An 18,665-nucleotide genomic window follows, 5' to 3' on the forward strand; every position below is an offset into this window, starting at 1 on the left:
ACGTGTATGCACCGTTAAGACGATTGCCAGGGAGAATCGCCATGAATAGCGCGGACCCGACCCACCGAATTCAGCCTGAAGTGCGCGCCGCAATTGGCGCCTTCCTCAACGAGGTCCAAAGAGACCCGAAATCATTTGCTCTCTCGGAAGCCCTAGCAGCAATAAGACAGATCTTTCCTGAACTGGAAATCTCCGACGCCGATCTTGCCGACGCCATCGCGAGCGAAGCTCTATCGGCTGGTGTCGGCATCGAGTTCGACGTGCTTAAGACGCGTAAGGCGCTCGAACGGAGGGCGATCGAGCGATGGGAGAATGAAGGCGGCGCTAGCGGAAGGAAGAAGAACACAGATCGGGCTCAAAGCGACGCGGCGCATCGAGCTAAAACCACTGACACCAATGGCACGAGGCGACGGGCAAACGAATCTAAGGAGCGGCATCGGTTGATCTAGCCAAGTCACTTCCTTAAGCCGCCTCTTTCTTCCGCCGGCGTTCGTTTTGCTTGGTAGCCAAGGGGGGTCGCCGATCAAGAACTCCATCAACGCAATAGCGCCCCGTGTCTGACTCGAACTACCTCACTCTTTAAGACGTCATCGCTCACTACCGCGGACAGCTGAGCGAAGAGACGCTTCGCAACTGGCGTTGCATGTGGATCTTCAGCTCAGCGTCGTAACACTGGGCGAGCGCGCCACATGGCGTCTTCGTACTGGGCTCATATGCTCAATAAAAAGGCCGGTCTCGATTTCCGCCAGCCAGCTTTGCGGGCGGCCGCTTCAGAGCAAAACCACCGCTCCCCCTTCCAAAGGCTTATACGTGTCTGCCAGTAGTATTCCTGTCCGGGGAACATGGTAGACGCGCTCGCCTGTGTTGTAGCTGATATTGCCCTTGATGTTGCAGCCTACGAGAGGTGGGCCGATTTCAAGGGTCAGCAAGCCGGCCAGGAATGCGCCGCCCGCAAAGATGGACACCCACCACGACGGGTTGCCAGAACGACGACGGCGTTTGCCGGCGGTACCCTTGCGCCACTGTCCAGAGCGATTGTCGTAGGGGTGCTTGTCCACGCCCCTCTTCCCCCAGGGCAGAATGCGACCTCTTGCCGTTTGGAGTCCAGATGCGGCTAGTTCACCGGCCCTGTGGAGCGCCAATGCTTGAATGTGGCACCGTGCTTTCATCCCCTATCGCCCTGAATTCCTGTATGCTTGGCGCAAAGGAACGACCAAAAATGGCCTTCACTGTCATCTGGTACGGAAGACAGGGCATCGTCGACAAGGAGACGTTCGACGCCGAGAAGACTGCGAAAGACCATGCAATCTCGATGTTCCAGACCCGAAAAGGTGACGATGGAATCGTCGCCGTTGAAGTTCGTAACGACAACGGCGCTGTGGTCTTTAGCCATGCGGAGAGCTAGCGATGGCCATCCGGTCTCGCGCAGTCGCTACCCAACCGTAGGGGCGGCTTCACCGGCCCGTAGAGCCCTACAAGATCCAAGAGGCGGTCTGGGGACTTCCTTCACCGTTTGCAGAAGCACCTGATTCAGAGCCACCAGTGCACGGTGGCGATCTGAACTGGACGAAATTCTCGGCTACTCTGTTAGCCTGATTTGCCTGCCGGGGACGCGACCGGCGAGTACCGGACTGGGGCGCCGGCAGAGATGAAGATTGGCGACCCTATCGTGATGGTCAGCGGCGATGGCGAACGCGAAGCAATGCCGGCTTTCCTCTATGTGTATGTAGAAGACACTGACGAAACGTACCGGCGTGCAATCGGTGCGGGCGGAGAGCCGATTGAGGAACCTAAGGACACGCCTATGGCGACCGACGAGCGATGATGCGGGATGCGTGGGGGAATAGATGGCAGATCGCGGCACATCGGGAAGACTTGTCCGTCAACGAAAATTTGAGAATGCATGCGCGGAAGCTGACTTGTTCCGGTTGGGATGAGTCCCCGTCCAACCGCTCCGCCCTAGCGTGTTAACACTAATCAGAGGCACGGACACATCAATCTTCTTTAGCGGACTTTTTCAAACCGGCCAGCATCATCGTCCAGTTTTTCTTGAGTTCGGCCTTGGTCTTTTCGTCAACCTTGGCAGCAGAACCCATGTCGATCTGCCCGTCACCCTTGTCTTGTTCTCGTCCGAGTCGAGCGCAGCGGAAATCGATCTAGCGCGGATCACTCCTGGCCTTGAAGCGTGCCGCCTCTTCCGAACCGCGGGTGGCGTCGCCGGCGCTGTAGGAATGCGCGCCGGCGCCGGCGAGCTTGCCGCCATCGACGATCAGATATTCCTCACGGATCGGCCGGCCTTCGAACCAGCATTCCAGAATTTCGCGGGTCCCCGCGGCGTAGCGCGCCTGGGCGGAGAGCGACGATCCTGAAATGTGCGGCGTCATGCCGTGATGCGGCATCGATCGCCACGGATGATCCTTGGGAGCCGGCTGCGGGAACCAGACGTCGCCGGCATAGCCAGCGAGTTGGCCACTCTCCAGCGCGCGGGCGATGGCGTCACGATTGCAGATCTTGCCGCGCGCCGTGTTCACCAGATAGGCGCCGCGTTTCATCCTGGCGATCATCGTCTCGTCAAAGAGGTTTTCCGTCTCCGGATGCAGAGGTGCGTTGATCGTGACCACGTCGCAGACGCCGACCATGGATGCGGGATCTTGGTGGAAGGTGACGCCAAGTTCTTTCTCGACCGCCTCAGGCAGTCGGTGGCGATCGGTGTAGTGCAACTTGACGTCGAACGGCTTCAGCCGGCGCAACACCGCGCTGCCGATCCGACCGGCACCGACGGTTCCGATCTGCATTCCCTCGATGTCGTAGGAGCGTGCGACGCAGTCGGCGATATTCCAGCCGCCTTTCACGACCCACTGGTAGGACGGGATGTAGTTGCGCACGAGCCCCAGGATCATCATGACCACATGCTCGGACACGCTGATCGAATTGCAGTAAGTCACCTCGGCGACCGTGATGCCGCGGTCCATGGCGGCCTGAAGATCGACATGATCGGATCCGATGCCGGCGGTGATCGCAAGCTTCAGTCTGCTTGCCTTGGCTATTCGTTCTTCGGTCAGATATGCCGGCCAGAACGGCTGCGAGATCACGATTTCGGCGTCAACGAGTTCGCGTTCAAAAATGCTGGCGGGACCGTCTTTGTCCGAGGTCACCACCAGGCTGTGGCCCGCGCTTTCGAGAAATTTCCTCAGGCCGAGTTCGCCCGACGCGCTACCGAGCAAGACCCCCGGTTCAAAGTCGATGGCCTTCGGCGTGGGAAGTGTCTGGCCGCCGGGATAGCGGTCGAGCTTTGGCAGGCCGTCCCGCGCATATTTTGTCGGATAACCGTCGACCGGATCGTCATAGAGGACGCAAACGACCTTTGCCATTGTGTATCTCCCTTCGTCTGACAACGAAGAGGAAAACGCTCTGTTGTTAACGCTCCCGGCCAACGATGGTCGGCACGGCGATGCTCTGTTGAATTGCTGGTGGGGAGCAGACTCATCTGCCGGCGCTTCCTCATTCGGAAAGTTGTGCGCTAAAGTTGTGCGCTATTGCGTATTACATGGAAGACCCGGGCATGGTTTCAAGTGCTGCGGGCGGCACTGGTGCAGCGTTCGAGTTCCTTTATTTCAGACCGCGCGCACGGTCTGCTGACAACAAATGCTTGATGCGGACACTTCAGAATTGCCGAGGTTGGCACCGTGCATCATGATCACTGACAGGCTCCGACTTCGCAGGCCTCAAGGGCTTCTGCATCCCCTCAAAGATTGCAAACAACCTGTTAGTCAGCGCTTATCAAGCAGAGGAATCTCGCATCGTTTGCCGCTCAGACGGTATTGCCAAGCCAGTTCGCAACGCTCACCGCTGTCACCTGGAAATGGCGAAAGTGACGAGACAGACAGGCAGCTTATACAAGTCCTGATCAAGTTCGAGTTGCGGACGCACTAGCCGCGCTACAAGGCTAGCCTTTCCACAATGCGGGCCGTTTGTTGCCTTTTTACAGAAGATACGAAAACGCCGCTCGACCGGAAGGGAGCGGCGTTTACCAAGTGTGGTGTCCTACCCTAGACGAAACCCCGATTTGGTCGGGGCCGTCGGACTTGAACCGACGTTTCCAGCTTGTTCGCTATCAGTCTATAGGTGGTGTTTTCCTGTCGTCCTTGCAAGCGCCATCGGCGCAGCTTTTGCAGGGTGTGCAGGATAGTCGGAGTCGATACAATTCCATCCGAATTCCGCAATTGAACGACCGCAGCTTTCCGGCTTCCGTGACGCGCACACTCGGTGGTTCTGCCGTCAGCAATGTCATCAATCGACCGGTCGCGTTCGACGCGGCTCGGAACGGCGAAGATGCAACGATATCCTGACTCGCCGTAACGGCAGACGCTGGCCCTGTCGCCTAACTTCTCCGCCACTGTTTTCAGTGGAGCCGCAAGCCCGCGCCGAAAAATACTAGAAGCCCCGCTCCTGCGGGGTTTTTCGCTGAGGGAAGCGTAGCGGCGACATCGACGGGTGATCCGCAGGGGAGGGAGGAGCGCCAGAGGCCAGCGATGCGGCTTGCTCGGCACGAGACGACGGCAGGCCACCCTCACCAAGCCACTCGTCGTAGTGATGGTCTAAGGCCAACAACAACTCGTCTGGCTTATCCATGCCGCTTTGGAATAACTCGATGATGTGACGGCCAATACGCTCCCTGGCCGGATCGCCAACTGCTATCCCAGCCTGATGGCAATATTCATCGACCACTGTGGCCAGCATTGAAAGCTGCGTTGGATCCGCTGCCCGGTTGAAGGTCAAATCGCTTCTCCCTTGTTGGGCGAAAGCGTGATGGACTCTTCCACTCGCCGGCTTGCCGGGAAGGTGCAGGCGACCATCTATATATAGTGTGCCGGTTTGGTACATGCGACTCGATTATTGGATCCAATGTAGGCCCGTCAGTTTTGTCGCCGCATTTTTAATGGCCTGACAAAATTCAGGAACCGCCCCTAGGGCAAACCCTCAAAAGATCCAAAAGGGCAGGCCAGTTGCGTTTCCCTCGAATTTATTTGTCACCCCGCCTTGCTGAAAACGACCGTGCCGTCGTCTTTGCGAACTTCCACCGCTACAATACCGTCATCCTGCTTTCGGGCGGGAAAGGTAGTAAAGATGTGGTCCCTCGCAGCCTTCTCGGCATCAAATGGCGTCTTCTCTACGATGCCCTTTTCCCATACCAGATCACCGTGTAGGCCACCGCTGCGACGCTCCCTCTACAGGCGCTTTGATCTTGCTGGCCAGCAATTCAACGGGTGCATCCAGCCCTTTGACGGCGGTGTGAAGGGCCACTGTGGCTACAGCTAGGTGATCCTCTGGCTTGCCGTTGTCGTTGGCTGGGTCGATTATGGGGAGCGGCTTCATCCGCGAACTATGCGCCCTGTCGCGAGATCGGTCTATGGCTGGGTAAGTGATTGGCTCGCAACTAGCCTTTCTCACTTTGCAAAGCCGCCGAGGGCGCTTGCAAGGACGACGGGAGATCCCCATCTAAAGGCTGATAGCGGACAAGCTGGAAACGTCGGTTCAACATCCGACGGCCCCGACCAAATCGGGGTTTCGTCTAGGGTAGGACACCACACTTGGTAAACGCCGCTCCCTTCCGGTCGAGCGGCGTTTTCGTATCTCTGTAAAAGCGAACAATCGGGCCGCGCTGTGGAAGGGCGAGCCAACTTGATTAGCGTTGCCCTGGCGGCTGGTGCACGTCTTGACAGGGCGAAGTGTGTCTGTGGGTCTGAAACCCAAGGAAAATGCTGCAGGCGGTGTGGATCGTTTCGGCCGCGGAAGCGTTCCTTTCGAGCCAAATGAACATCGGGAGGAATCGATGGTCGATCAGAACAGAGAAGATCGCATCCGCCAACGGGCATATGCGCTTTGGGAAATCGAAGGGAAGCCCCATGGCGCCGACTTGCGTTTTTGGGAACAGGCAATGAACGAGATCGACGAAGCGGACCTGCGGAAAGATTCATCGGACACACAGCAGTCTGCCGGCGCAGGTCCAGCCATCGCAAAGCGGTCAAAGGATGCGAAAGGGCAGCCATGAAACGAAAACCCCGGCGCGAGGCTGGGGGGCCTCGATCACCTGCCGCACCGATTGCGAGTACAGATCGACGACCTCTGGCAGCCAAACCCCGTCCGCGGTAAGATGAAACACAGCGGCGGGGCAACCAGCAAGGGAGTCCGCTATGAAAGTCAAAGACGCAATGCACAAGGGTGTCGACTGGGTCAGCTCCGAAACCCCTGTCACCGAACTAGCGAAGATGATGCGAGCCCAGGATATTGGCTCGATTCCTATCGGAGAGAACGACCGGTTGATCGGAATGGTGACCGACCGCGACATCGTCTGCAAAGGACTGGCGGAGGATGGTTTCGACAGCCGTACCGCGACGGCGCGCGATGTCATGACTGCCGGCATTCACTGCTGCCGCGAAGACGACGATCTGGCCAAGGCCATGCAGCACATGGAGGAACTAAAAATCCGCAGGTTGCCGGTGATCAACGAGAATATGCGGATGGTCGGCATCCTTAGCGTGGGCGACCTCGGTCAGTCGGCGCCGATGGAACTGGTGTCCGAATACGTCAAGAGCGTTTCCGCCCATCACCACTGAAAGGGTGGCTCGCCCGGCGGATAGTCGATACCCGTCGGGCTTCGGCTCCGACGATTGCGGAACCCAACCGCAACTGTCGGCTGCATCCTTGGAAATGCCGCGTGTGCAGGACGAACTTATACTGCACCTGTACGCAGCTCTGGCGGAGAAGGAGCAGCGGCAAATATCGGAGCGCACTCGGTCCGCCCTCGCCTCGCGCAAAATTGCACCCTCTCCTTGCAGTGGCTGCATGCGGTTGCCTTTAACGCGATCCAGCCAGCTTTCGGTGAAGTCGGTCTGCCATAGCTGGTTAGGGGCCGTCGTCTTGTCCTTGAACTCGTTGGCAGCCTTCATGACGATGAAGGCCGGACTGTTGATCAGGTCGTGCGCCTTGAGCAGACGATAGACCGAAGCCTCATCGACGCTCGCCGCCGCCGGTATCGGCGTCATGAAGTTTCGAGCGGGCATACTTCACCATGCCCTCGACCTTGCCCTTGTCGTTCCCCTTGGCGGGAGCGCACTAGCCGAAGAAGCTCTTTGATCAGTGATCCCACAATATCTCCTGGAGCATTTCCTCGACCGAGTACGGCGAAATTCCAAGTTCTCCAAATCCCGGCATCTCCGGCGATGACACGTTGTCGACCTGCATCAGTTCCACTTGATTCCGAGTGACGGGCGGGCTCGGGAGCATTTCGGCGAACCAAGCCAGCGCGTGCCAAGCGGCAAATGGGATTGGAATCAGTTTGGGCTTAAGACCGGCTTCGTGCGCAACGACTCTGAGAAATTCCTCGTAAGAGTAGACGCGGGGGCCGCCACACTCGAATGTGATCGGATGCGTTTCCGTGCCCTGCAGCACTCTTGCGGTCGCCTCCGCCACATCTTCCACATAGGCCGGCTGCAATCTCGTCAGGCCGCGGCCGAACATCGGATAGATTGGAAGCCGGCCGAGCAGCTTGAGGATGGTGGTGAGAAACGCGTCATCCGGTCCGAACATCACCGCCGGGCGGATGATAGTGGCGTCAGTAAACGCGGCACGCACCGCCAGTTCGCCTTCGCCACGCTTGCGGATGTAGAGTGACGGCGAGGCAACATCGGAGCCGATTCCTGAAACGTGAATGAGCCGTTCGACGCCAGCTCGGTGTGCTTGAGCTGCAACCCGCCGGGCTGACTCGACATGTACGGAATGAAAGGTCTCCCGTCCCTGTTCGACATAAAGACTGACCGCATTTACAACACCGTAAGCACCAGCAAGTGCATCGGCGATCGCCCGCTCATCGTGGATATTGGCTTCGACCGATTGAAGTTGCGGATCATCAGAACCAAACAGCTTCCTGGCCCGTTCCGGATGTCTTGATGCGATCCGAACAAAAAACTCACCAGCGCGGAGACGCCGAACAACGCGGCGGCCGAGAAACCCGGTTCCACCGAACACGGTGACGACGCGATGGTTCATGGAAGCCATGGCCTGGACTTTGTCAGCTCATGTCGGCCGTCTCGACCCGGCGGTTCAGGTCATGTGGGCGGCACACCTACTGACCACTATCTATCACCTGGGCTACCTCGTACAGATTGGGATCGATCTCGTCCGTCAACTGATCGAAATGACCCCACTCCTTGCGGAATTCCGGCGACTGATGAGCCAATCGCAGCAGGTCGCGATTCTGCCATTGGACGTAGTTGACGATGCGCCGCCCGTCGAGGCTGCGATGCAGGCTGATTGAGATGAACCCAGGCTGGCGCGCCATAAAGCGCGCCCGCTCGGTCATGACGGATAATGCCTCGGCCTGTTTGTCCGGTTCAGAATCGACGACGGTGATTTGGGTGACGGGTTGGTTGTCGGTTCGGATCTGTGTCATGGAAACCTCGCTAGATTGGCGATGGATTTGCCGTGTCACTGCTGGCGGTCGACGGGCCGGCCTGAGCGATCGAGCACCCGATCGATCTTGCTCGCCATGATGAAATCGTTCTCGTGCAGTCCTTTGATCTTCTTGGTGCTCAGGGAAACCGTCACATAACCCCAGCCGAAACTGATGTCGGGGTGATGGCCCTCGGTTTCGGCGAGCTCACCGATCTCCTGGACAAGGGCGAGCGCGTCCCGGAAATTGCCGCATCGAAAGCTCCGCTGGATGCGGTGGGCATCGTCACCCAGCTCCCAATCAGGAGCATGTGCCTGAAAGCGTTGGGCTTCATCACGCGTGAGCGGCGGGACGCCGCCGCGACAAGGCGTACATGTTTTCTCGGCAAGAGTATCGGTCATGTTCTTGTCTCCAAGACTATTTTTAGCAGCAAAAACGACAGCGACGAGCGCCTATCGATTGATCTCCCCGAACACGATGTCGAGCGAGGCGATGATCGCCAAGATATCGGCTCGCAGTGCCCGCGTCGCTGGCCTCCGTCGTCCTGGCTATAGTTTCAGGCGCCGCTCAGTAGTCCATTCCGCCCATTCCGCCCATACCTCCTGCGCCACCCATAGCGGGCGCATCCTTCCGCGGAATGTCCGCGATCATTGCTTCAGCGGTGATCAGCAGGGCCGCGATGGAACCGGCATCCTGCAGGGCCGTCCGAACGACCTTGGCGGGGTCGACGATACCGGCCTTGATCATGTCGACGTAGAGTTCGGTCTGAGCATCGAAACCTTGATTGTGATCCTTGCTGTCCATGAGTTTCCCAACGACGATCGAGCCTTCGACGCCGGAATTCTCGGCGATCTGGCGGATCGGCGCCTCGAGCGCCCTCAGCACGATCGAAATGCCGGCCGTCACATCGGCATTGGCTCCCGTCAGCCCGTTAAGCGCCGACCTGGCGCGCAGCAGCGCCACACCGCCTCCGGGCACGATGCCTTCTTCCACCGCCGCACGCGTGGCGTTCAGCGCGTCGTCGATGCGGTCCTTCTTTTCCTTGACTTCCGTCTCGGTCGCACCGCCGACGCGAATGACGGCAACGCCGCCAGCCAGCTTCGCCAGCCGCTCCTGGAGTTTCTCCTTGTCGTAATCCGAGGTCGTTTCCTCGATCTGCAACTTGATCTGCTGGATGCGTGCTGAAATGCCGGTCTTTTCACCAGCGCCGTCGATGATCGTGGTCGTGTCCTTTTCGATCAGCACGCGCTTAGCCCGCCCGAGCATGTCGATCGTAACGTTCTCGAGCTTGATGCCGAGGTCTTCGGAAATCATCTGGCCGGCGGTGAGCACCGCAATGTCTTCCAGCATGGCCTTGCGACGGTCGCCGAAGCCCGGCGCCTTGACGGCCGCGACCTTCAGGCCGCCGCGCAGCTTGTTGACCACAAGGGTCGCCAACGCTTCGCCTTCGACGTCCTCGGAGATGATCAGCAGCGGCTTGCCGCTTTGCACCACGGCTTCGAGGATCGGCAGCATCGCCTGCAGATTTCCGAGTTTCTTCTCGTGAATGAGGATGTAGGGGTCCTCCAGCTCCGCGCGCATCTTGTCGGCATTGGTGACGAAATAGGGTGAGAGATAGCCACGGTCGAATTGCATGCCCTCGACGACATCGAGTTCGGTCTCGGCGGTCTTGGCCTCCTCGACGGTGATCACGCCCTCATTGCCGACCTTGTTCATCGCCTTGGCGATCATTGCGCCGACCGACGCGTCGCCATTGGCGGCGATCGTGCCAACCTGGGCGATCTCGTCCGAAGATTTGACTTTCCTGGCCCGGGCTTGAATGTCCTTCACCACGGCAGCCACAGCAAGATCGATGCCGCGCTTGAGATCCATCGGGTTCATGCCCGCGGCAACGAATTTGGCGCCCTCGCGCAGGATGGAAGCGGCCAGCACCGTGGCGGTGGTGGTGCCGTCACCGGCAAGGTCGTTGGTCTTCGAGGCCACTTCGCGCACCATTTGCGCGCCCATGTTCTCGAACTTGTCGGCAAGCTCGATTTCCTTAGCGACGGCGACCCCGTCCTTGGTGATGCGCGGCGCGCCATAGGCGCGGTCAATGATGACATTGCGGCCTTTGGGGCCGAGCGTCACCTTCACGGCATTGTTGAGGATCTCGACACCGCGCAGCATCCGGTCGCGGGCATCGGTAGCGAATTTGATTTCCTTGGCAGACATGATTTTACGTCCAGTTCAGTCTAGAAATTAGGAGAGCGCAAATCGCCCGGTCAGGCTGCTTTCTTGGCCGCTTTGGTCTTCTCGACGATGCCCATAATGTCGCTCTCCTTCATGATCAGGAGATCCTCGCCGTCGATCTTGACCTCGGTGCCGGACCATTTGCCGAACAGGATGAGATCGCCGGCCTTGACGTCGAGCGGAATCAGCTTGCCGCTCTCATCACGTGAGCCTGGGCCGACGGCGATCACTTCGCCTTCCTGAGGCTTTTCCTTGGCGGTGTCGGGAATGATGATTCCGCCCTTGGATTTGTTGTCGCCTTCAGCGCGCCGAATGACGACGCGGTCGTGGAGTGGTCGGAACTTCATTGGGGGTTCTTTCTGCCGCCGCACATAGAGCGACTGCAACACTTAACATAGCCCCTTTGGCACTCGAATGATAGGAGTGCCAAATTTTCCAGGCTTGCCTGGCGACGCGTCGGCGCGTTCATTCACCTGCCGGCAATCGCCCTGCAGAGTTCGGCGCAACAGATGGTGCAGCTCAACCCAGCAGACCTCGACGCCGCTCTCGAAAAGGACCTTGGATAATCATGACCGCACCATCCCTCATGCAACGCATCCTTCCCGCGTGGGGAGCGCTTGCCTGCGCTGCGGCGGCGGCTTTCCATGCGAGCCGCTTCAAAAATGATGCTGCGAAACGGCGCCGGCTTTATCCGACGAACGCCTCACGCATCCGAGCGAACATGCCGGGCTGTCTCCCGGCAATCGCCGCACGGATGTGACGGGCGGCCGTTGCGGCGTTCACCGTCGCGCCGAAATGGCAATAGCAGATGATCTCATGCAATTGCCTGTCGGTCAGCTCGAAGAACCGCTTCGCTTCGCCGTAGTTGTCGTTTTCCAACCCGGCGGCGCGGAGGACAGGATCCTCGAAAGCGATCGAAATCGGCGTGTCGTGGCCGCGCATGATCGCGCGCGCATTAGCCGGCTGGTACTCAGTCTGAGGCAGCGTCGAGAGGCGCCGGTCAGGGTTCCGTTCGAGGAGCTCCGCCCAGCGTTCAAGACGTTCGCTGCGCGACATGGTCTGGCGCGGGTAGGCCTGATCGATCTCGGCGACGATCTGCAGTTGCTCGATCGTTTGGTGCTTCATGTTGGCCTCCTATTCGGACGATAGTTGGTCCACCCATATCCTTCTTATGCCTGCAGCCAGCGTGACTCCAACGGATCGTGAAGTCCAATCACGATGATGCCTGGAGGGCTTCGTTCACGCAGATGTGGAGGCTTCGCAAAGATCCGGCCATTAATTTGGCGAAACGCGGTCAACATGCGCGGCTGTTCGACGACGTCGGTCTGGAGTCCGTGCCGATCGAGGTGACCGACGGGCAGAGTCTGTGCTGGAGTAGCCCGGCTCCATTGCGGGCCGGGCAGCGGGATCAAGGGAGTGGCAGTTTAGCTTCGAAACCGCCGAAGGCCGGGCTGATGCGAGTTCTCCGCTCGGTCGTTGGGCCTTGTGACTCCAGTGTACGACTTCCGGCACGACCTGGCGCCTGGCTACTCCGTAGGATCGCAGTTTCTGTGTCGAAACCACTATCGAAGTTACCCGGCCCGATGGCGGAGTGTTGCGGATTGCGCGCGATCCAAGGACCGGTCCGTTCCAACAAATTGAGCGGAAGCCATCTCAAAAACGGTGCAGGCTGTGCGTCGTCAGGATGGTAGCCGAACCAGCGAAACAGCCAATCAGGTGTCCCTTCCTTCGACCTTTAGAGACTGAGCAGTCAGCTGCCGCCAAGCGAGAATGACGATCGCTCTCACTGCTGCGGTGCTGGTATCGGTGTGCCGCCAAACCAACCAGCCGCATACGCAATCACAACCAATACCACGATCACGGCTACCACGCCGCACCAGAGGCGCGCCTGTCCTTGAGATCCATCGTTACCTCCTGCCCGCTACGTGTTGGCCACTGGGCTAATTCCTTGAGCCTTTAGCCGTCATTTTCCCAGATGAGCGACCCATTTGCCCTCTGGTAGGCACTCAGTAGGCTGGATAAGGGTCTTTGATAAGCGCACATACGACCGCGCCGGCATGATCGCCAGCGGCTGCGACCGGCGGCTGCAGGCGTGCTCGACGAGTAGCGTTGCGGCATGGATGTCAAAAGATCGGCGATGCCGTCCAGCGCCCGTGTGATCGATGCGGCGCGCGTTATCCTGATCTTCCAGCACGGCTCCGCGCAGCCGCACCCCTCATATGACCGTTTCGAGCCGGCTGAACCGAACTGGGATGAGTTCCCGAACCTCGAGTTGCCCTGCCGCATCCTTGTCGATGACAGTCAGCAACTGTACTTTTTCAGATCCCACAGGCAGAACCATGCGCCCCCCTGGCTTGAGCTGCTCAAGCAAAGCCGGCGGCGTCGGCTCAGCCGCCACCGTGACCAGGATCTTGTCGAATGGGGCGTGCTCAGGCCAGCCGCGAGACCCGTCTCCGACACGAATGCCGACATTGGAGGAGCCGAGGCTCTGCAGGAGAGCCTCGGCATGGCTTGCGAATTCCTCGATGATTTCGACGCTCCAAACCTGCGAGGCGAGTTCCGCGAGGATTGCGGTTTGGTAGCCCAGGCCGGTGCCGATCTCGAGCACTGCCTCGTGCGGTTGGGGAGCAAGGAGATCGGCCATGAGAGCGACGATGAAGGGCTGCGAGACGGTTTTATCGAAGCCGATCGGCAGCGGCATGTCCTGGTAGGCATAAGGCGCGACCACGGCTGGAACGAAGAGATGCCGTGGCACCTGCCGCATCGCTGCCATCACCCGCTCATCGAGCGTCGCCTTGCCGAGTTCTTCGCTTGCAAGGTCGGCATAGATTGCAATCACCTCGACCATGTGCCTGCGTAGAACCGCGAGGTGCTCTTCGTTCATCGGCTTCATGACGGTGGGCGTTCCTCAACCAGTCTGCTGCCTGATAGCCTTATAACCTGTTCGTCTGGTCACAGTAATCATGTCGTCGAGAACGCGGCTTCGGTTGGGGCGGGTTGTACCGCTCTGCTATTTCGTCGCCGTCCTTGTTGCTCTCCCGTTCCTCGCACCGGGGGGTGGAACGGCGTGCGCATCAGCAGCTCGCCAGCCAGGCGACAACATCGATATAGCGGATCGCCAGCCAGTTGAGCACCAATGGGCCGAAGGCCAAAACGACGCCGAACCCTGCGCTGTAGCTCCTGTGCTGATCGTGCGTGATCTGGTGATTGACGATGACCGGACCTGGGCGAGCCAGAAGCGCTATTCGCGCTGCAGGCGAGGCGAGGGCGAACGCCGGCACAGCCGGCGCGGCGCTTCCGTTGCATTTACGCCGCCTCCGGACCGTCACTACTGTGCTGTTTGGATGCATCAGCAAGCGATTAGCGGATGTTCAAGTCGGCGCAGGGCCGGTGAGGAAGGGCATGATGTCCACGCCTTCTCCCGGGAAGACCGTGAAATGCGGGTGGTTCTCGAACAGGCGGGCGGCAGCATCGATGGTATCGGCCTCAACGACAATGTAGCCGCAGAAAGGGTTCACGGCAGTGTTCGACTATCCTGCTAAGGTTGCGCCCAGTCGCTTAGAAATCGAAACAATCCAGGCTCGCAACTCAGAACCAAAAGGCTTCGCAAGAATGGCCCGATCCCAAGCCAAAAAATAAGGTTCCGGCAGCCTGATCCGCTTGTCGAACGGGGCGACGAGCCTGCCCGACGCGATATCGTCGGCAGCCATTGACAGTTGCGCCAGCACAAAGCCCCTTCCGTTGGCCGCCGCATCGATCGCCGCGCTCGACAGGGAAAAGGCCACTTCGCCGGATGTTCTGCGATGCACCGCGCCGATGCTTGCGGCCCATTCCGCCCATGTCGGCGGCGAGCGGTGATCGCGAGCCCATTCGATGCTGAGAAGCGGCAGATCGAGAATATCGGCGGGCTTGCCGACCGGATGTTTCGCCAGCAGCGTCGGCGAGCAGGCCGGCACCACCCAATCGGTGAACAGTTCGGTGTAGTGCTCGAAATCACGATATTTGGTGCCGTAGGAAATACGGAAGTCGACCTGTTCGGCGCCCAGCCGGGGCTCTGTCTCGGCGCCCACCAGCCGCACAGTCGCGCCGGGGTGGTCGATCTGCCAATCCAGGAGCTGCGGGCCGATCCATTTGCTGGCCAGCGACGGCAGGCAGGAGATGGTCAAAGTGTCCGCGGACCGGGCCCGTTCGATGACATCTTGGGCCTCGCGAATGTGTTCGAAGCCGACGGAAACCGCTGCGTGGTAAACACGGCCCAGCGCGGTAAGGGCGACACTTCTGCCGCGCCGTTCCAAAAGCCTCGCCTCCAAGGCGTCTTCGGCCTTGCGGATCTGCTGGCTGACCGCGCCGACGGAGACGCCGAGTTCGTTGGCCGCCGCCGTCACGCTGCCACGCCTGCCGAAAGCCTCGAAGGCCTGTATCGCACGTAGCGGGGGCGTCTTGTTCACCTGGGCAACGATCCTGGGGTCAGCTTGATTTAGTTTTTCTAAAATAGAACGCAGATGCAAGCCCTATGTCGTCCCGGGCCCGCAAGATATTCGTTTAGGCGTTCACAAGCTCGGGAGGACGCCATGTTTCTTCGAAACTGCTGGTACGTTGCCGCATGGGACCATGAGGTCGCCGACAGGCTGGTGCCGACCCGGATTCTTGGCGAGGATATTGTCCTCTATCGCCGGACGGATGGTGCTGTGGCCGCGCTTGAAGACGCATGCCCTCACCGCAAGCTGCCGCTGTCCATGGGCCGCATCAAGGGCGACACTGTCGAATGCGGCTATCACGGGCTGACCTTCGACAGCACGGGAACCTGCACACGGGTGCCGGGCGCGGAAAAGATACCGCATGTCGCCTGCGTCCGTTCGTATCCGATCGCCGAGCGCTACGGCCTGCTCTGGGTCTGGATGGGCGAGGCAGCGAAGGCCGACCCCGCGCTGATTTTCGCGGTCGACCACTGGGGCGATCCGGCATGGGGCGTCAATCGTGGCGAGTCCATGGCGCTCGATTGCAACTACCTCTACATGACCGACAACCTGCTTGACCCTTCGCATGTGTCCTGGGTCCACCAGTCCTCCTTCGGTGGCGTTCAGGCGATGGAGGATGCGCCGCTCGAAACCACCGTGGGCGCGGACGGCGTGACCGTGTGGCGCTGGGTGGTCGATGCCGCGCCGGCGCCCTTCTATGCGCCTTTCCTCAAATTCTCCGGCAATTGCGACCGCAAGCAGCACTACGAGGTGCGCTACCCCTCCAACGCCATCATCAAGGCGATCTTCGTGCCGGCCCGCACCGGCGGCGAGGGCAAGCCGCTGCACGAGGATGTGTTCCTCATGGACAGCTACAATTTCATGACGCCGGTCGATGAGAACCAGACGAAATATTACTGGTTCCAGATGCGCAATTTCGCCCCCGACGACCTGGAGGTTTCGCGTCAGTTCGCCACCTCCGTGCGCGGCGCCTTTGATGAGGACCGCACCGTGCTCAATGCCGTGCACAAAGGCATGGCCAACAAGCGCACGCCCAATCTCGATCTCAAGATCGATGTCGGGCCGCTGCGTTTTCGCCGCAACCTGGCCAAGCTGATCGCCAGCGAGAGCCAGCAATTGGCGGCTGCCGAATGAACGCATTCACCGCTCGCGACACCATCGCAAGAAGCGGGTTTCGCGACCTGAAAGTGGTCGCGAAGGTGCGCGAAAGCGCCATCATCACGTCGTTCCATGTCGAGCCGGTCAATCCACAGGACTGGCGCGACTTCCAGCCGGGCCAGTTCCTGGTGTTCCGGATTCCGGTAGCGCGGGAGGCAGCCGGCGAAAGGGGATATGTGCTGCGCAACTACAGCGTCTCCTGTTCCCCAGACAGCACTCGCTATCGGATCAGCGTGAAGCGCGAAGCAGCACTCGCGCCGGGGCTGCCCGACGGGGTAAGCTCGTGCTTCCTGCATGACCGGATCGAGGTCGGCGATGTGCTTCAGGCGGAAGGGCCGTGCGGCGATTTCGTGCTCGACAAGGGCAGCAACCGTCCAGTCGTGCTGCTCAGCGGCGGCGTCGGGCTGACGCCGATGGTGTCGATGCTGCATGCGCTGGCTTCGATGCCGGACCGCCGTGCCGTCTTCATCCACGCTTGCGAGAACGGCGATGTGCATGCCTTGCGCGACGAGGTGACCGGCCTGATCACGACCCGGCCCGGCCTGACCGCGCACTACTGCTATCGGTCCCCGTCCGAGCGCGACAGGGCCGAACAGAGTTTCCACAGCGAAGGCATGATTTCGCGGGACGTGCTGCAGCGCCTGCTGCCGATTGATGACTATGATTTCTACCTCTGTGGCCCACCGCCGTTCATGCAGGCGATCTACGCCATGCTGCGCGAGCTTGGCGTGCCGAAGCATCGCATTGCCTACGAATTCTTCGGCCCGGCAACGGTGCTTGAGCCTGATGCCGTGCGAGCCCCCACGGTTCCGGCGCAGCCGGCAAGGACCGAGCCGGCCGGTCAGGCGACAACCGTGGAATTCAGGAAGTCGGGCCTGACGGCCGTCTGGGATGGCTCGGCCGCATCGTTGCTCGACCTCGCCGAGAACCAGGGTCTGTTGCCCGAATTCAGCTGCCGGGCCGGCATCTGCGGCACATGCAAATCGCGGCTGATCTCGGGCGACGTCGCCTATTTCGAAGAACCACTGGACGAGCTTGGGGCAGGCGAAGTGCTGCTGTGCTGCTCCAAGCCGCGCGGATCAGTCGTCCTGGATGTTTGACAAGATCGTGATGCCGCGCGTGGGCGCGGGGAAACGGAAGTCGGATTTGGAACAATCGGTCAAACCAGCATCGGGCCTGCCGCTCAATCCGCATATCGCCGCCTTGCCGTTCTACAATGCCGGCATGAACATCGCGATGGCGCGAGCGCTGAGTGGCCGCCACGATATCGCCCGGCTGGCCAGCAACGAGAACCCGGATGGGTGTTCTCCCGCCGTCATGGTCGCATTGGCCTCCTCATCCTTCGAGCCATGGCGCTATGCCGATCCGGCCTGCACTGCGCTGCGGGCGGCGCTTGGCGAAAAACTGGCGGTCGATCCCGGCCTGATCGTCGCCGGCAATGGTTCCGAGGAGATGATCGCCGCCATCTCGCGCGCCGTCCTGGTGCCGGGCGCCTCGGTCGTCACCACGGTACCGAGCTTCGGCCTGCATGAGATAGAGCCGCTGGCGGCCGGTGCCGATGTCGTCAAGATTGCGATGACACCCGAAATGGGGTTCGATCTAGCCGCGCTCGAGATGGCGATCGCGGCCGGGCCACGGATCGTTTTCATATCCTCGCCGTGGAACCCGGTCGGGCCGGGTCTCGACCGTCCCAGCTTGCAACGGCTGATCGACGCGGTGCGGCCCGGCACGCTTCTTGTCCTGGACGAGGCCTATTTCGAATTCGCCGATCCCGGCGCGCCCGACGGCATCGAGGTCCTGCGCGATAGCGGCATCGACCATGTGGTGCTGCGTACATTCTCGAAGGCCTATGGCCTGGCGGGACTGCGCGTGGGTTATGCCGTCTGTTCCGGCTTCGAACTGGCAAGAGTGATCGCGGCCGCCAAGACGCCTTTCAACGTCAATGCGGCGGCGCAGACCGCCTCCATCGCGGCACTCGCCGATGAAAGCTGGATGAAGGCGTCGGCGGGCCGCGTCAGGGCCGAGCGTGCGCGCGCCGCCGCCGCACTTGCCGGCCTCGGCTTCGGGGTTGCCCAGTCGCAGACAAACTTCCTGTTCTTTGACTGCAAGGGCGACAGCGCTAGCCTTGCCGCCGGTCTCCTGAAGCAGGGGATCATCGTCAAGGCGTGGCGCGAAGCCGGCTACGAGCACTATCTGCGTGCCACCATCGGCTTGCCGGCTGACAACGACCGGCTGATCACAGCGCTTCAGGGATTGGCGGGGCGATGAGCGGCCTCGCGTCTCCCAGGCAAACGAACTGGATCGAGCAAGCGGTGCCGTTGTCGGTTGTCGACGCGATCCGCGATGTC

The 18,665-nt window shown here is 60.4% G+C and carries 20 protein-coding genes and 2 pseudogenes; 8 read left to right on the plus strand and 14 right to left on the minus strand.

Translation table 11 applies throughout. The features are described from left to right. Nucleotides 1–41 precede the first annotated feature (41 nt). Nucleotides 42–449 carry a hypothetical protein gene (locus ACFOJ9_RS25390; protein WP_378982423.1) on the plus strand — a complete coding sequence of 136 codons (408 nt, stop codon included), beginning with the start codon at nucleotides 42–44 and terminating at the stop codon, nucleotides 447–449. Between the two features lie 260 nt (nucleotides 450–709). On the opposite strand, the pseudogene ACFOJ9_RS25395 reads toward ACFOJ9_RS25390, so the two are convergent. Next, nucleotides 710–1,058: pseudogene (locus ACFOJ9_RS25395) on the minus strand (sunset domain-containing protein). 161 nt (nucleotides 1,059–1,219) lie between these two features. Here ACFOJ9_RS25395 and ACFOJ9_RS25400 point away from each other — a divergent pair. Continuing rightward, nucleotides 1,220–1,405: a hypothetical protein gene (locus ACFOJ9_RS25400; protein ID WP_111549063.1), complete on the plus strand. Its 186-nt coding sequence runs from the start codon at nucleotides 1,220–1,222 to the stop codon at nucleotides 1,403–1,405. Between the two features lie 243 nt (nucleotides 1,406–1,648). Next, nucleotides 1,649–1,825 carry a VOC family protein gene (locus tag ACFOJ9_RS25405; protein WP_378982425.1) on the plus strand — a complete coding sequence of 59 codons (177 nt, stop codon included), beginning with the start codon at nucleotides 1,649–1,651 and terminating at the stop codon, nucleotides 1,823–1,825. A 331-nt stretch (nucleotides 1,826–2,156) separates the two neighbouring features. Here the strand turns inward: ACFOJ9_RS25405 and ACFOJ9_RS25410 are convergent, their stop codons facing one another. Together ACFOJ9_RS25410 and ACFOJ9_RS25415 are read right to left on the minus strand one after the other, a co-directional pair. Further along, nucleotides 2,157–3,371, minus strand: a complete 1,215-nt coding sequence (locus tag ACFOJ9_RS25410) for an NAD-dependent formate dehydrogenase (RefSeq protein WP_378982427.1) — start codon at nucleotides 3,369–3,371, stop codon at nucleotides 2,157–2,159. Nucleotides 3,372–4,434: 1,063 nt separating this feature from the next. Continuing rightward, nucleotides 4,435–4,779, minus strand: coding sequence for a hypothetical protein (locus ACFOJ9_RS25415; RefSeq protein ID WP_378982429.1), 345 nt, complete (start codon nucleotides 4,777–4,779; stop codon nucleotides 4,435–4,437). A gap of 958 nt (nucleotides 4,780–5,737) precedes the next feature. Between ACFOJ9_RS25415 and ACFOJ9_RS25420 the strand changes: the two genes are divergently transcribed. Together ACFOJ9_RS25420 and ACFOJ9_RS25425 are read left to right on the plus strand one after the other, a co-directional pair. Beyond that, on the plus strand, nucleotides 5,738–6,052 hold the full coding sequence (locus ACFOJ9_RS25420; RefSeq protein ID WP_378982431.1) for a DUF2934 domain-containing protein: 315 nt from the start codon (nucleotides 5,738–5,740) through the stop codon (nucleotides 6,050–6,052). Between the two features lie 142 nt (nucleotides 6,053–6,194). Further along, a complete protein-coding gene (locus tag ACFOJ9_RS25425; protein WP_378982433.1) occupies nucleotides 6,195–6,617 on the plus strand; it encodes a CBS domain-containing protein in 423 nt (140 codons plus the stop codon). 264 nt (nucleotides 6,618–6,881) lie between these two features. Here the strand turns inward: ACFOJ9_RS25425 and ACFOJ9_RS38865 are convergent. From ACFOJ9_RS38865 to ACFOJ9_RS25480, 11 genes and pseudogenes are all read right to left on the minus strand, one after another. Then, nucleotides 6,882–7,019: pseudogene (locus ACFOJ9_RS38865) on the minus strand (IS3 family transposase); the annotation flags it as partial. A 118-nt stretch (nucleotides 7,020–7,137) separates the two neighbouring features. After that, nucleotides 7,138–8,049, minus strand: coding sequence for a complex I NDUFA9 subunit family protein (locus ACFOJ9_RS25435; protein ID WP_378982435.1), 912 nt, complete (start codon nucleotides 8,047–8,049; stop codon nucleotides 7,138–7,140). A 76-nt stretch (nucleotides 8,050–8,125) separates the two neighbouring features. Continuing rightward, nucleotides 8,126–8,452, minus strand: coding sequence for an antibiotic biosynthesis monooxygenase family protein (locus tag ACFOJ9_RS25440; protein ID WP_378982437.1), 327 nt, complete (start codon nucleotides 8,450–8,452; stop codon nucleotides 8,126–8,128). Nucleotides 8,453–8,487: 35 nt separating this feature from the next. Beyond that, nucleotides 8,488–8,853 carry a 4a-hydroxytetrahydrobiopterin dehydratase gene (locus ACFOJ9_RS25445; RefSeq protein WP_378982439.1) on the minus strand — a complete coding sequence of 122 codons (366 nt, stop codon included), beginning with the start codon at nucleotides 8,851–8,853 and terminating at the stop codon, nucleotides 8,488–8,490. Between the two features lie 166 nt (nucleotides 8,854–9,019). Then, nucleotides 9,020–10,663 carry a chaperonin GroEL gene (gene groL / locus ACFOJ9_RS25450; protein ID WP_378982441.1) on the minus strand — a complete coding sequence of 548 codons (1,644 nt, stop codon included), beginning with the start codon at nucleotides 10,661–10,663 and terminating at the stop codon, nucleotides 9,020–9,022. A 50-nt stretch (nucleotides 10,664–10,713) separates the two neighbouring features. Beyond that, on the minus strand, nucleotides 10,714–11,028 hold the full coding sequence (gene groES / locus ACFOJ9_RS25455) for a co-chaperone GroES (RefSeq protein ID WP_258589076.1): 315 nt from the start codon (nucleotides 11,026–11,028) through the stop codon (nucleotides 10,714–10,716). A gap of 340 nt (nucleotides 11,029–11,368) precedes the next feature. Beyond that, nucleotides 11,369–11,806 (minus strand): hypothetical protein, encoded by a 438-nt coding sequence (locus ACFOJ9_RS25460; RefSeq protein ID WP_136621987.1) that lies wholly within the window; start codon nucleotides 11,804–11,806, stop codon nucleotides 11,369–11,371. A 1,090-nt stretch (nucleotides 11,807–12,896) separates the two neighbouring features. Next, nucleotides 12,897–13,574, minus strand: a complete 678-nt coding sequence (locus tag ACFOJ9_RS25465) for a protein-L-isoaspartate(D-aspartate) O-methyltransferase (RefSeq protein ID WP_378982444.1) — start codon at nucleotides 13,572–13,574, stop codon at nucleotides 12,897–12,899. A gap of 181 nt (nucleotides 13,575–13,755) precedes the next feature. Continuing rightward, nucleotides 13,756–13,962, minus strand: coding sequence for a hypothetical protein (locus ACFOJ9_RS25470; protein ID WP_378982446.1), 207 nt, complete (start codon nucleotides 13,960–13,962; stop codon nucleotides 13,756–13,758). A 90-nt stretch (nucleotides 13,963–14,052) separates the two neighbouring features. Continuing rightward, a complete protein-coding gene (locus tag ACFOJ9_RS25475; protein ID WP_378982448.1) occupies nucleotides 14,053–14,199 on the minus strand; it encodes a hypothetical protein in 147 nt (48 codons plus the stop codon). A gap of 12 nt (nucleotides 14,200–14,211) precedes the next feature. Further along, nucleotides 14,212–15,129, minus strand: a complete 918-nt coding sequence (locus ACFOJ9_RS25480; RefSeq protein ID WP_378982450.1) for a LysR substrate-binding domain-containing protein — start codon at nucleotides 15,127–15,129, stop codon at nucleotides 14,212–14,214. Between the two features lie 123 nt (nucleotides 15,130–15,252). Here ACFOJ9_RS25480 and ACFOJ9_RS25485 point away from each other — a divergent pair, with 123 nt between their 5' ends. Genes ACFOJ9_RS25485 through ACFOJ9_RS25495 form a run of 3 tightly spaced genes read left to right on the plus strand, consistent with a single transcriptional unit; the run spans nucleotide 15,253 to nucleotide 18,585 of the window. After that, a complete protein-coding gene (locus tag ACFOJ9_RS25485) occupies nucleotides 15,253–16,293 on the plus strand; it encodes an aromatic ring-hydroxylating dioxygenase subunit alpha (RefSeq protein WP_378982452.1) in 1,041 nt (346 codons plus the stop codon). Next, on the plus strand, nucleotides 16,290–17,417 hold the full coding sequence (locus ACFOJ9_RS25490; RefSeq protein ID WP_378982454.1) for a 2Fe-2S iron-sulfur cluster-binding protein: 1,128 nt from the start codon (nucleotides 16,290–16,292) through the stop codon (nucleotides 17,415–17,417). The genes ACFOJ9_RS25485 and ACFOJ9_RS25490 overlap by 4 nt, the downstream gene beginning before the upstream one ends. A 10-nt stretch (nucleotides 17,418–17,427) precedes the next feature. After that, on the plus strand, nucleotides 17,428–18,585 hold the full coding sequence (locus ACFOJ9_RS25495; RefSeq protein ID WP_378988043.1) for an aminotransferase class I/II-fold pyridoxal phosphate-dependent enzyme: 1,158 nt from the start codon (nucleotides 17,428–17,430) through the stop codon (nucleotides 18,583–18,585). The last annotated feature ends 80 nt before the right edge of the window (nucleotides 18,586–18,665 follow it).

Source organism: Mesorhizobium cantuariense (genome assembly GCF_042647205.1).
GTDB lineage: Bacteria > Pseudomonadota > Alphaproteobacteria > Rhizobiales > Rhizobiaceae > Mesorhizobium > Mesorhizobium cantuariense.

Excerpts from the sequence above, each read along its gene's own strand:
- ACFOJ9_RS25460 (WP_136621987.1), bottom strand. The coding sequence starts at position 11,806 with ATGAAGCACCAAACGATCGAGCAACTGCAGATCGTCGCCGAGATCGAT.
- ACFOJ9_RS25495 (WP_378988043.1), top strand. The coding sequence starts at position 17,428 with ATGCCGCGCGTGGGCGCGGGGAAACGGAAGTCGGATTTGGAACAATCG.
- ACFOJ9_RS25485 (WP_378982452.1), top strand. The coding sequence starts at position 15,253 with ATGTTTCTTCGAAACTGCTGGTACGTTGCCGCATGGGACCATGAGGTC.
- groL (WP_378982441.1), bottom strand. The coding sequence starts at position 10,663 with ATGTCTGCCAAGGAAATCAAATTCGCTACCGATGCCCGCGACCGGATG.
- ACFOJ9_RS25440 (WP_378982437.1), bottom strand. The coding sequence starts at position 8,452 with ATGACACAGATCCGAACCGACAACCAACCCGTCACCCAAATCACCGTC.
- ACFOJ9_RS25425 (WP_378982433.1), top strand. The coding sequence starts at position 6,195 with ATGAAAGTCAAAGACGCAATGCACAAGGGTGTCGACTGGGTCAGCTCC.
- ACFOJ9_RS25445 (WP_378982439.1), bottom strand. The coding sequence starts at position 8,853 with ATGACCGATACTCTTGCCGAGAAAACATGTACGCCTTGTCGCGGCGGC.
- ACFOJ9_RS25435 (WP_378982435.1), bottom strand. The coding sequence starts at position 8,049 with ATGAACCATCGCGTCGTCACCGTGTTCGGTGGAACCGGGTTTCTCGGC.
- ACFOJ9_RS25390 (WP_378982423.1), top strand. The coding sequence starts at position 42 with ATGAATAGCGCGGACCCGACCCACCGAATTCAGCCTGAAGTGCGCGCC.
- ACFOJ9_RS25465 (WP_378982444.1), bottom strand. The coding sequence starts at position 13,574 with ATGAAGCCGATGAACGAAGAGCACCTCGCGGTTCTACGCAGGCACATG.
- ACFOJ9_RS25410 (WP_378982427.1), bottom strand. The coding sequence starts at position 3,371 with ATGGCAAAGGTCGTTTGCGTCCTCTATGACGATCCGGTCGACGGTTAT.
- ACFOJ9_RS25405 (WP_378982425.1), top strand. The coding sequence starts at position 1,649 with ATGAAGATTGGCGACCCTATCGTGATGGTCAGCGGCGATGGCGAACGC.
- ACFOJ9_RS25490 (WP_378982454.1), top strand. The coding sequence starts at position 16,290 with ATGAACGCATTCACCGCTCGCGACACCATCGCAAGAAGCGGGTTTCGC.
- groES (WP_258589076.1), bottom strand. The coding sequence starts at position 11,028 with ATGAAGTTCCGACCACTCCACGACCGCGTCGTCATTCGGCGCGCTGAA.
- ACFOJ9_RS25400 (WP_111549063.1), top strand. The coding sequence starts at position 1,220 with ATGGCCTTCACTGTCATCTGGTACGGAAGACAGGGCATCGTCGACAAG.